This is a genomic window from Achromobacter sp. 1012554356 (assembly GCF_059760815.1).
On the sequence record NZ_JCBANC010000036.1, the window covers coordinates 51,926 to 63,173 of the forward strand.

Genomic DNA, 11,248 nt, shown 5'->3' on the forward strand with positions numbered 1-11,248 from the left:
GAGCGTTTCCGTGCAGCTGCGCCATCTCCGGTACTTCGTGAAGATCGTTGAGGCGGGCAGTTTTTCCCGCGCAGCGGCGCTCATCCCGGTGGCGCAGCCCGCGCTTAGCCAGCAGATCGCGGCACTGGAAGAAGAGTTGGGCGTAACGCTGTTGCATCGCAGCGCGCGGGGCGCGCGTCCCACGGCCGCGGGCGCCGCGCTCTACACGGAAGCCGCTTCCATCCTGAGCCGCATGGAGCGCATCCCGCAGATCGTGCGCTCGCTCAGCGGCGACATCCAGGGCGTGGTGCGCATCGGCATGTCGTCCACGCTGGCGTCGTTTCTGGCCGGCGAACTGATGGAAAAATGCCGCACGGCGCTGCCCAAGATCAGCCTGCGCTTCAGCAGCGATGCCAGCGGTCAGCTGGGCGTCCGCATCCGTGACAGTTCGCTGGATCTGGCGCTGGTGTTCGAGGACGAACCGACCACGGGTTTTGCGCGTCAAGCGCTGTTCCGGCAACGGCTTTTCGTGATCAGCCCGCGCAAGCCCGGGCGCCGGCCGTCCGCCATGCGCTTCGAGCAACTGGCCGACATGCCGCTCATCCTGCCCGCGCATCCCAACATGACGCGCAATCTGCTGGACCGGCTGTTTTCCGAGGCCGGCATCACGCCGCAGGTGGTGGCGGAAACCGAGGTTTTTTCCGGCATGCTGTCGGCGGTGCAGGCGGGCATCGGCCACACCATCCTGCCGCTGGGCGACTTCTCGGGCCAGCCGGGCAACGCGATGGTGTCCGCCGTGCTGATCGAACCGCCGGTTTATCTGACGGCGGCGGTCATTGCGTCCAATGACGTGCCGCTGGCGCCGCCCGCCGAAGCGGTGCGCACGCTGCTCAGCGAGTTCGTGATGCAGCACGTGCAGGAAAAAGGTCTGGCAGGCGCGGAGCCTCTGCCTTCCTGACGGGCCGCCAAAAGGCCATATCCGCGGCCGATACCCGCATATCAACATAGTATTTTTTCTGTTTCGCCGGCAGGCGCAATCTTCACTCCCATGCAGCAACCGCAATGTCTGCGACCTGCAGAACTGGAGAGTGATGATGGCAAAGCTGGTTTATCGCGTGGTGTCCGCGTGCGGCGCGCTGGGATATGGATTTCCCCGTGAATCGCTGCAAAAGGCGCTGGAAGGGCGGATCGACGCCGTGATCTCGGATGCGGGATCGATGGACGCCGGCCCCTATTACCTGGGCACGGGAACCGAGTACTTCGAACGCGAGGCCGTGAAGGCGGACTTTCGCCACATGGTCGAGGCGGGCGAACGCATCGAGGGTCCGGTCATCCTGGGAAGCTGCGGCATGGCGGGCGGCAACCGCAACCTGGACTGGATGATCGACGTCGCCAAGGAAGTGTTTGACGAGCTGGGGGTGACGGACCGAACCGTGGCGGTCATCCGGTCCGAGCTGGACCCGGCCAGCGTGATCCGCGAATTCCGCGCGGGCGCGCTTCGGCCCACGGGCGCCGGGCCGGAGCTGGATGCAGCGGCGCTCGAAGAGAGCACCATCGTGGGTCAGATGGGCGTGCATCCTCTCATCACCGCGCTGGAAAGCGGCGCGAAGTATGTGCTGGCCGGCCGCGCGTGCGACATCGCGCTGTTCGCGTCCGACATGATCCGCCGCGGCATCGACCCGGGTCTGGCGTACCACGTTGGCCACGTGCTGGAATGCGGCGCGCTGGCCTGCGATCCGGGCTCGCCGTCCGATTGCCTGGTCGCCGAAATCTACGACGACGGCACGGCGCTTTTCGTGGCGCCGGACTCGGGACGGCGCTGCACGCCGTATTCGATTGCGGCGCACTCGCTCTACGAGGAAAGCCATCCGCAACTGCAGTTCTATCCCGAAGGCATCCTGGCGATGGAACACACGGAATTCTTCGCGCGCGACGCCCGCACCGCCGGCATCCGCAACAGCCAGTTCGTGCATGCCGGCAAGCCATGGCCGTGGAGCATCAAGCTGGAGGGCGCGCGGCGGCTGGGCAAGCGCAAGGTGTCGCTGGTTCACCTGGATCCCGCGGACCTGCCGCGTGTGCCTGGCGACGTGCTGGTCTATGGCCGCAATGGCGTCCAGGCCGTACCGCTGCGCGAGGGCGAAAAGGAGCTGGGCCTGATCGTCGAAACGTGCGCGGCGACGCCGCAGGCCGCCGAAACGCTGGCCAGCCTGCTGACCCACTATCTGATCCACTATGGTTACGCGGGCCGCAAGGCCACGGCCGGCAACATCGCCTATCCGCTGTCGCCCAATCTGGTGAGCTTCCGGCGCGAGGACGGGCAGTACGGCGCAGTGGTTCCCAGCGGCACGCGCGATCCGGTATTTCAGGCCAATTACCCGATGATCAAGGACGCGGTCATCACGCTGGTCCAGGCGGAATTTCCGGACGCGCTGCGCGCCGCAACGTGGAAAATCCATGAGGCAGACGCGAGCCATCCGGTCGCGCTGGTGCGCACCGTCGACCGGGATCCTCGCGTGCTTGCCGATCGCCATCACGCGGAACTGCAACGTCTGCTTTCGCTGGCCGCCGCGCGCGACGGCTCGCGGCTGGACATGGATGCCGGCGATGCCTACGAATGGACGCTGTACCACCTGCTGCTGAACGAGGACATCATCAAGAACCGCATGTTCCCGATCACGTACTTCCGCGCCAACGGCGCAACGTGGACGGAAAGCGGATCCGGCCGGCCGCGGTATTACGACATCGGCATCACGGAATACACGGGCAACCTGGACGATCGCACGCTGTCCCTGATCGCCGATGCGCCGCCCGAAGGCACGCCCCAGCGCGAACAGCCGCTGCTCGACATGGCCGTGGTGGTCCGCAGCAAGGACGCGGGCATCAACCGGCTGACGTTCGACATAGTGTTCAACTCGGCCGCCGATTACGAGGCCGCATTGCGCTCGAACGTGTTCTGCCCGGCCAACGTGGCTCGGGTGCTGGGCGTGGCGCCCGAGCGCGTGGTCGGCACGTTCTTTGTGGATAGCTGCAACGCCATCAAGCTGACCATCGACCGCCCGAACATTTCGGCTTCGCCGGATGAGCGCGACGTGTTCGGCGCGCAACAGCAGGCCGTCGTCGAGCGTCTGTCGATACCGCATTACGCGGAACGGCTGGCGATGGCGTCGGCGCTGTAGCGCGCGTTGACGACGCCGCCGATCGCGAACGGGAAGGGCGATCGGCGGCTTGCCGTTTTCGGCGCGGGGGCGGTTTCATGCCAGAATTGCGGGCTGTCCAACCGCCATCGAACCCGAGAAGAATCCGATGAAACCTGGAATTCCCGCACTACGGTTGTTGTCCCTGGCTGGCTTGTTCGCATTGTCCGCGCCCGCGTTGGCCATTGATTGCAAGAAGGCCTCCACCGGCGTCGAGAAGCTGATCTGCGCCGATCGCGGCGCGGTGTCCGCCGATGCGGAATTGAATCGCAGCTACAGCGCGCTATTGAAAGCCGCGCCCGATGCCGAGATACGCACCATGCTGGTCGACGGCCAGAAGCGTTGGCTGGCGGCGCGCGACAACGCACTGGAAAGATTGATCGAGTCGCCCGACCTCCTGCCCGACGGCAAAACCCCCGCACAGGCCGCGCGCAGCCTGATGCTTGCGCGCAGCGCCGAGTTCAAGGAAAAGGCCAAGGGATCTGACACCCCGGTCCTGATCGCGCGGGCGCTGGAACAGCGCAAGTTCCGGGCGCAGTTCACGGGCGGTCCGTTTGCCGGTTTCGCGTCCTCGTGCGACGTGCTGCCGCCCGACTACAACAACTACTCCTGCTTTGCGACCCGCCATTACCAGCACAATGACCGCGTCTGCTCGATCGACGAGTACTGGGCTTCCGGCGGCGTCTACACGAAGCGCTACGTGGCCAACGTGGTGAATGGCAAGCCCAAGGTCATCGCGTCGTGCTCGTTCAGCAGCGCCGATGAGGCGTGCGACGACGGCAATGGCAAGACCCTTTGGAACCGATCCCCGGCAAAGCCTGATTTCAGTTATGCCGACACGCCGCTGCCGAAGATCGACGGCGACATCTTCGACACCGACGACTACGAATGGGCGCAGGCTTGCCTGGCGAGCCCGGTGTATCCCGAGGAAAAGTAGCGCTTGCTGGCGGGCGCTGCCGCGCAGGTGTCAGACGAGGAAGGTGTCAGACTGTAATTGCGCGCGCGCCGGCCGCGAGGGCTTGGCCGCGCCCGCAGGACGGACATTTCCCGTGTGCAGCACGCGGCGCGCGGACGTTTCAATCGGGCCTCCCGGGAGCTGATCGACCGCAAGATTTGGAAACGGACTGCTCCGCGCAGCGGGAATTCCGTCCACGCCACGGACGTAGAATCCCGCTTTTCATCAGGGCCACGCGGCTGACAGGAACCAATCATGAAAAAAACCATCCTTCTTGCATCCGTTTGTGCGGCGCTGCTGTCTGCCTGCGCGCCCACGACCTCTCCCCGCGAAGGATCGTCCGCCATGCCTGATTCCGCCACCACGTCCGCCACTACATCCGCCTCCACTCAGGCCAGCCTGAGCGCCTACCACTGGCGCCTGACCGCCGCCACCGATGCCGCGGGCAAGTCCATCGCCGCGCTGCAAAAGGGCGTCGAGCATCAGGTGCGGCTTACCTTCAAGGACGACGGCGTGAACATCCGCGGAGGCTGCAATGCGCAGTTTGGCGGATACACGTACAAGAACGGCGTGCTGACCATCGCGAACCTCGCGTCGACCATGAAGGCATGCGAACAAAGCCTGATGCAGCTCGATGCCGAGATCGGCCAGCGTCTGAAGGGCGATCTGCGCGTGACGCTGTCGGGCGACAAGGCCGAGCCGGCGCTGGACCTCACGACGCAGGACGGCAGCGTGCTGAAGTTCGTGGGCGAACCCACGCCGGAAACGCTGTACGGCAGCGCGGGCCAGATCATGTTCCTGGAAGTGGCGGCCAAGCGCGCCGAATGCAGCCATCCGATGATTCCGCATTACCAGTGCCTGATGGTGCGTGAACGCAAGTTCAACGACGCCGGCATCGCGTTGCCGGCGCCGGACAAGTGGCAACCGTTGTACCAGTCGATCGAGGGGTTTGAGCACCAGGACGGCGTGCGCACCGTGCTGCGGGTCAAGCGCTACGACTGGAAGAACCCGCCCGCCGATGCGCCGTCCAAGGTTTACGTGCTGGACATGGTGGTGGAGCAGGACGCATCGGGCAAACGCAAGTAAGCGAGGGGGGCGTTAGCGCGATCAGCGCGGTTAGCGCCCTTGGGCCCGATCACCAGGTGATGTAGAACATCGCCTTGGCCAGCACCACGATGGCGAGCATGTGGCAGAACACGCTCAGGTGCAGCCGGCCTTGCAGCGCGCCGGTGAGCTTGCGTCGGCGGGCCATCACCAGCGCGGTTGCCACATGAACCAGCACGCTGACCGCCAGCGCGATCTTGATGGAAAGCAGCAGGCCGAACGATGAGGCCAGCGGCGCGGACAGCGCGCCGCGGTGCTGCCAGGCCAGTCCCAACCCCGCCAGATACAGCACCACCACCGACCACGGCACCACCGAACGCACGCGCGGCCCGAGCTGGCTGCCCAGCGCCTTGCGCACGTCGGCCGGCAGGCGCCGGTGCACCGGTTCAAGGAACAGCACCTCGAACGTCACCGTGCCGACAAACAGGAAGGCCGCAAGCAGGTGCAGGATGAGCAGCGCGGGATAGAGGGTCATGACGGCATTCTCCGCCCGCGGATAACGGCGCGAAATGACAAACATCAAGGGCGCAGGCCCGGGTTGAATCCAGCGGTTCATTGACCCCGGTGTCAGACACCCGTTGTGACGCCGCCACACACTCGGACCCAGGTGTCAGACACCCATTGAGACGCCGCCGCAAGCTGACGACCATCTCCGACGGGTGTCTGACACCGTCCCAAGCAAGCAGCCCGACAAAACAGCCGGGAACTCAGCTCACTTACCCGCCGGCTGCAGCGTCAGCGTGTCCGACCGCTGGCTGTCCACCTTTGCCCGGCTGAATGCCATCGGGAAATACTCGCCCGTCGACCAGCCTTTCAGCAGGTCCTGGTAATGCGGGCTGCGCGGATCCGCCGATTGGCCCGGCACGTTCTGCACGCGCGAGTTGTCCCAGTCGGCCACGTCGATCACCTGGCGGTACGACGCGCCGCTGGTCACGCGGTAGTCGCTATTGCGGAACGTCGCGCGGTGCACCGTGTCGTTGTCGCCGCCGACCGGATAGCGCGGCGTGCCCCACGCCTTCGCGGTGTCCGGCGGCAGCAGGCTGGCCAGGCTGTGATCGAACTGGATGTGGTGCAGCTTGCCCCACTGCCATTGCTTCGAATCCGGCCCCATCTTCGCGGTGAGCTTAGTGAGGCCATCTGCCAGCGCCTGCAACAGCAGGGCGTCGCGGCCCTGATCCGGACGAGGACCAAAGGCGGCATCGGGCGTGGCCAGCTTTTCCAGGGTCTTGCGGGTGGAAAGCTCGCCGAACGCCGCGCGCCCGTTTGCCGGCACATACAGGTCGGTCACGCGCTTGACGACCTCGGGCAGCCAGAAGGCGTAGACCGTGGCGGCCCGGGAGTCCGTGGCCATGCGATAGTCCCAGTCCTTCAGCAGGCTCAGCGCCGACCCGATGTTTGCGTCCGCCGAATTCAACGATTTGGCGTAGCCGCCCAGCGTGCGGGCAGGAATCGACAGGTTGTCGAACTGCAGGTCCTGAGACTGCTGCACGGTCAGCCCCTTGCCGTCGGCCACGACCTCGCGGATTCGCTGGATGCGGAAGGGTTCGGCCCAGGTGCGCGCCGACATGTCCTTGTACGGATAGTTGGCGGGCAGGTTGTACTCGTTGGCCGTGGCGACATAGCCTTCGGGCGGATTGAAGGCACGGGGCAGGGAGCTGCCGGGCAGCACGCCGCGCCATTCGAAATCGCCATTGCCGGGCACGGGTAGCATGCCGGACCAGTCGTTGCGCGGACGGATGGGCGCGATGCTGCCGCCGAACCAGCCGATGTTGCCGTCTACGTCGGCATACACCATGTTTTCGCTGGGCGTGTAGTGTTTTTCCATGCCGGCCACGAATTCGTTCCAGTTCTGCGCCTGATTCAAGCGCAGGCTGGCCAGATAGGCGGCCGTGCCCGGGAATTCCAGGTAGGCGGCGCGCAGGGCGTAGGCCTTGCGCCGCACCGGGTCTTCATGGATGACGGGTCCGTGACGCGTGAACTTCAGGCTGCGCATGGCGGGCGACGCGCCGCGCACCGGGATGCTCTCGTCGATCTGGCGCATCTTTTCCCAGCGGCCCTGGTAGCGGTATTCGCCGGGATTCGCGGGGTTGGTGTCGTAGACGTACAGGTCTTCCTCGTCGCCGAACGCGAAGATGGTCAGGCCGAACGCGATGCGGTCGTTGTGCCCCATCGAGACGCCGGGCAATGACGGTTCGCCCGCGCCGATCACATTCCAGCCGGGCGCATTCAGGTGCACCATGTAGCGCAGCGACGGCATCGTGATGGAGCGGTGCGGGTCGCCCGCCAGGATGGGCTTGCCGGTGGCGGTGCGTTCGCCGCTCAGCGTCCAGTTGTTGCTTTCGTAGCGCGGCGCCAGCGGATCGAAGGCCGGATCCAGCGACGCGAGCCTGCCCTCGGACAACGCGCTGGCCAGCTTGACGCGTTCATCCGCGGCAAGCGGGCTGCGCGGGAAGTCGCCCGCCTCGAACTTCTGGCCGTCCCGCGCCAGCCGGTAGGTGCTCAGAACGGACTTGTTGATCTGACGCACATCCAGGCCGGCCGGCACCTGCAGCGCCAACGGCGGCTCGAAGGTGCTCAGCCCCTGAACGGTGTTCAGGCCCAATGCGGCGATCTGCTCGGACATCCGCACTTCCTCGCTGACGTTGCGCGTCAGGCCGTAGATGCGGATCAGCGAGGTCTCCGGACTCCAGTAACCGGGCTCGGTGCCTGTCAGCTTGAATTCCGGCGGAAGCTGGTCGGGATTGGCCTTTACCCAGTTCACGTAGGCGTTGATGCCGTTGGCGAACGCGGTGAGGATGGCCTGGCCTTCGGGGTGGTAGCTGGCGAATTCCGCCTGCATGTCGCCGCGGTACAGGAAAAGGCGCGCGGCGCGGTCCTGCTCGACAAAGCGCGGGCCGAATTGTTCGGCCATCTTGCCTTCGCCCTGGCGGCGCCACAGGTCCAGTTGCCACAGGCGGTCGCGTGCGGCCGAAAATCCCTGGGCAAAGAACAGGTCCGCCTGGTTCTTGGCGTAGATGTGGGATACGCCGTGTTTGTCCCTGACGATCTCCACGGGCTGCGACAGCCCCGCCATGGCAATCGTGTCCTTCTTGCCGCCTGGCGAGGCGCAACCCGCCAGCACTGCGATCAGGCCGCTTGCCAGCAATGCGGCGGCCCTGCGCTTGAACGTACGCATAGACTTCTCCTCCGGTTATTGATCTTTTCTCTGCCGGCGGTACGCAGGACGCTGGAAGCCGCGCCGAACGCAACACCATGCAGCGACTACAACTAAAGCAGAAGCGTGTGGAGAACTGTTTTATTTGATTAGATCTGGCAGGACTTGTAACGCTTCGTTGAACACCGCCCACTGGGGGAAGCGCAGCCGGCTGATAGCCGGTCCGCAAAATGCGCGCGCAGGCATGAAATTTTTGGTCACGACATCGCGAGCCGGCCGGTAAACTCGGGCGCCCCGAATACCGTCGGCGCGCCCCAGGTCCGCCGTCATCGCAACTAGCCATTCATTCATGCCGATCTCCGACCTCGCACGCAGCCTGTCCCGTCCCATCCTTGCCGCCGATGACCTGGAGTCGATGGAGCAATTCTTCCAGCGGCCCGAAGTTGGCGCCTTTTTGACCCATGCCCGCAACCCGGCGCACACCGCCGCGGCCCTCCAGGAATGCGCCGATCTTCTGCCGCAACTGCATCCTTCCCATGCCGCGGCGCTGGCGCTGATGGGCGGTTCGCTGGTGGAAAGCGGCGCCGATCCCGCCATTCTGTTTCCCACGCTGCACGCGCTGCTGCGCGACTGGCTGCAACGCCTGCGCCCGTTCTGCGCGCAGGAAGTCGAAGATGACGATGACGAGGTCGAGGAAGCCGATCGCCAGGCTTGGAGGGACGCGCAGGCCAGGTTGGCGCAGGTGCCGCAGGATGCGTTCTGGGAGGTCGAAGCCTTGCAGGCCGCCGTCGACGTGCTGGTGCTGCCCATGATGACCATGTTGTTGCGCCACCGCGGCAATCACCAGGCTTTCATCGCCGATGAGGCGCTGATGGGTTTGCTGTATGCCATGGCCACGGTCAACGACAGCCTGCCGTTCGACCAGCTGCATTTCCTGTGGCTGGCGTCGCGGGTGAGCTATGAAGACGAACTGGTGGTGGTCCTGCCGGCATCCGGGACCGGATTCGTCGCCGAGGCCCATGCCATCAACAACACCTTCCACGCCTTCACGCTGCTGCAGATCCTGATCGGCGAACACGCGCAGGCGTTGGGCGTGCAACGGGAGATCCCTCCGCGCACGCCGGACATGGACGGCGACACGGCCGACTTCCAGTGGCTGCAGGCCGGCGCCTACGCCGGGGGCGAACTGAAGAACATGCTGAAGTGGGCCTGGGGCGAAGCCGCGCTGCGCGACCATCCGTCCCGGCACGGCAGGCGCGTGCTGATCGCGTTGGAAACGGACGAGGGGACCAAGCGCAACTGGTCGGGATTCAACGGCGTGATACACGAAGCCCAGCAGCCGTCCATGACGTTCAAACGCTATCTGACGCCGGAGGAAGTGGCGTCGTATCTGGCGTGAGCTGGCGCAGGTTCAGCTCTGCTCGAACATCTTGTCCACGCTGTCTTGCAGGTCAAAGACGTCCGACGCGGCATACAGGCCAACCGACTCGCGCAGATGGGCGGTGCCGGGCGGGGTTTCCATACAGGCCTTGATAAGCACGAACTGGCCGGCCGGATCCGGCATGAACTTCATGCCGGCGACTGACATCCGTTCGATCCGCACGCTGCCGTCGTTGTAGCGGCGGCCGCGGGCGGGCTTGTCGCGTAGTTCGTCGATGGCGGGCACATGGTCAAAGACTGCGTCGTAGAACTCAATGACGGCGCTTTGATTGGTTTGCGCGCAATGGTGCACATAGGCGGCGTAGTAATGGCCGTCGAGCCGGTACGACACCACGTCGCCCGCGCGGTAGAACGTCAGGCTGTCGGGCAGGCCGGGAGCGCGCTTGAGCGGCGCGGGCGGCGTGTGCAGGAAGGCGGTCTTGATGGCGGCGGTCTTGCGATGAAAATCGTCGCTCAGGGCCACGGCATCGTTCAGGGCGTCGATGGCGGCATCCGCGCGGTCCGCGATGCCGGCGTCGGCGATGCCGTACTTGTGCAGCAGGATGGCCAGCGCGACGGCGGTCTTGTCGCGATACAGGGGCGAGGCCGCGTCGTCGCCGGCCTGCAGCACGCAATTCCAGCGGCGCAGCAGGGGCGCCAGCACGCTGGCCGACGGGTTGGCCGCGATGCTGGCGTCATGGCGGGCGCGCGCCATGGTGTCCGCCAGCAGGCGCGCAAGGTCTTCATCCAAAGTCTGGACCAGGATGTCGGCGGCGAGTTTCTTCAGCGCCTGGGCGTGGGTGATGGCGGTCATGGTGTCGATGTTGGCCGTGGCGCGCCGCAGGTCTTCGATGTAGCGGGTATCGGTCATGCCGAAAGGCGGGGGCCGGATAAAGAAGAGGCTGGAGGATAAAGGGCCATGGTGTCCGCCCAGTTACCAGATGCAAGCCGATCCGCCGAATGGTTGCGAACACGGCGGCACGCGGCGGGCAAGGTGCCTCGCCGTCGCGCGCCGTCACTGCGTTGCAGATGTCACCACCGGCGCTGCGAGCCGCTCTGCGGCTGCGATGCCGGCTGGCCCATTCCACTGGTCCGGATGGTGGTTTCGTATTTCTTGTAGTCCTCGATATAGGTGGGCGAGTTGATGTTCGGGCTTTCCTCGCCGGCCCATTGTTCTTCCAGGCCGGCTTCGCGCCATGCAGCCAGGTCGCGTTCGACGTCAGCCCGGGTGGGCGTGAAGTCCGAGGGTGGCGCCGCGGTGGTCGGCGCCGTGGAGGCGGACTGCGCGCCGGCGGGGCCGGACAGCAGGGCAAATGCCGCCAGCGCAGCGGGAATAAGGGCGCGGAATGGCAGGACAGGCTTCATGAATGGCTCCTTGTGGTCGCGTGGGGGCGCAGCGTTGGGGCCGGTGTCGTTCGGGCGTGCGCGATGGCGCCGCACGGC

General features: G+C 65.6%; 10 protein-coding genes. 5 read left to right on the forward strand and 5 right to left on the reverse strand.

All coding sequences use genetic code 11. The annotated features are described in order from the left end of the window. The first annotated feature begins 10 nt into the window (after window positions 1–10). From AC6LJW_RS18620 to AC6LJW_RS18635, 4 genes are all read left to right on the forward strand, one after another. A complete protein-coding gene (locus AC6LJW_RS18620; protein WP_056568414.1) occupies window positions 11–937 on the forward strand; it encodes a LysR substrate-binding domain-containing protein in 927 nt (308 codons plus the stop codon). 133 nt (window positions 938–1,070) lie between these two features. Beyond that, window positions 1,071–3,155, forward strand: a complete 2,085-nt coding sequence (locus AC6LJW_RS18625; protein ID WP_498087952.1) for a DUF4387 family protein — start codon at window positions 1,071–1,073, stop codon at window positions 3,153–3,155. Window positions 3,156–3,282: 127 nt separating this feature from the next. Next, window positions 3,283–4,110 carry a lysozyme inhibitor LprI family protein gene (locus tag AC6LJW_RS18630; protein WP_498087953.1) on the forward strand — a complete coding sequence of 276 codons (828 nt, stop codon included), beginning with the start codon at window positions 3,283–3,285 and terminating at the stop codon, window positions 4,108–4,110. 273 nt (window positions 4,111–4,383) lie between these two features. Continuing rightward, entirely contained in the window at window positions 4,384–5,214 is an 831-nt protein-coding gene (locus tag AC6LJW_RS18635; RefSeq protein WP_498087954.1) for a DUF4377 domain-containing protein, read from the forward strand. Between the two features lie 49 nt (window positions 5,215–5,263). Here AC6LJW_RS18635 and AC6LJW_RS18640 read toward each other — a convergent pair whose 3' ends face one another. The 3 genes from AC6LJW_RS18640 to AC6LJW_RS18650 all read right to left on the reverse strand — a co-directional run bounded on the left by AC6LJW_RS18640 (window position 5,264) and on the right by AC6LJW_RS18650 (window position 8,737). Next, window positions 5,264–5,707, reverse strand: a complete 444-nt coding sequence (locus AC6LJW_RS18640; protein ID WP_056569476.1) for a CopD family copper resistance protein — start codon at window positions 5,705–5,707, stop codon at window positions 5,264–5,266. A gap of 237 nt (window positions 5,708–5,944) precedes the next feature. Continuing rightward, complete coding sequence (locus AC6LJW_RS18645) at window positions 5,945–8,407, reverse strand: penicillin acylase family protein (protein ID WP_427986318.1); 2,463 nt, start codon at window positions 8,405–8,407, stop codon at window positions 5,945–5,947. Between the two features lie 120 nt (window positions 8,408–8,527). After that, window positions 8,528–8,737, reverse strand: coding sequence for a hypothetical protein (locus AC6LJW_RS18650; RefSeq protein ID WP_498087955.1), 210 nt, complete (start codon window positions 8,735–8,737; stop codon window positions 8,528–8,530). On the opposite strand from AC6LJW_RS18650, the gene AC6LJW_RS18655 reads away from it, so the two are divergent. Further along, the gene (locus tag AC6LJW_RS18655; RefSeq protein ID WP_427986320.1) at window positions 8,736–9,785 is read left to right on the forward strand and encodes a hypothetical protein; all 1,050 of its coding nucleotides are present in this window, start codon (window positions 8,736–8,738) and stop codon (window positions 9,783–9,785) included. The two genes, AC6LJW_RS18650 and AC6LJW_RS18655, sit on opposite strands and share 2 nt — an antisense overlap. A gap of 12 nt (window positions 9,786–9,797) precedes the next feature. On the opposite strand, the gene AC6LJW_RS18660 is transcribed toward AC6LJW_RS18655, so the two are convergent. Further along, window positions 9,798–10,676 (reverse strand): hypothetical protein, encoded by an 879-nt coding sequence (locus tag AC6LJW_RS18660; RefSeq protein WP_427986321.1) that lies wholly within the window; start codon window positions 10,674–10,676, stop codon window positions 9,798–9,800. A 161-nt stretch (window positions 10,677–10,837) separates the two neighbouring features. Continuing rightward, on the reverse strand, window positions 10,838–11,248 hold a 411-nt coding region (locus tag AC6LJW_RS18665), incomplete at its 5' end, for a DUF4148 domain-containing protein (RefSeq protein WP_498087956.1).

Coding starts and splice junctions, on each gene's coding strand:
- AC6LJW_RS18650 (WP_498087955.1), bottom strand. CDS start 8,737: ATGAATGAATGGCTAGTTGCGATGACGGCGGACCTGGGGCGCGCCGAC.
- AC6LJW_RS18655 (WP_427986320.1), top strand. CDS start 8,736: ATGCCGATCTCCGACCTCGCACGCAGCCTGTCCCGTCCCATCCTTGCC.
- AC6LJW_RS18660 (WP_427986321.1), bottom strand. CDS start 10,676: ATGACCGATACCCGCTACATCGAAGACCTGCGGCGCGCCACGGCCAAC.
- AC6LJW_RS18630 (WP_498087953.1), top strand. CDS start 3,283: ATGAAACCTGGAATTCCCGCACTACGGTTGTTGTCCCTGGCTGGCTTG.
- AC6LJW_RS18635 (WP_498087954.1), top strand. CDS start 4,384: ATGAAAAAAACCATCCTTCTTGCATCCGTTTGTGCGGCGCTGCTGTCT.
- AC6LJW_RS18640 (WP_056569476.1), bottom strand. CDS start 5,707: ATGACCCTCTATCCCGCGCTGCTCATCCTGCACCTGCTTGCGGCCTTC.
- AC6LJW_RS18645 (WP_427986318.1), bottom strand. CDS start 8,407: ATGCGTACGTTCAAGCGCAGGGCCGCCGCATTGCTGGCAAGCGGCCTG.
- AC6LJW_RS18625 (WP_498087952.1), top strand. CDS start 1,071: ATGATGGCAAAGCTGGTTTATCGCGTGGTGTCCGCGTGCGGCGCGCTG.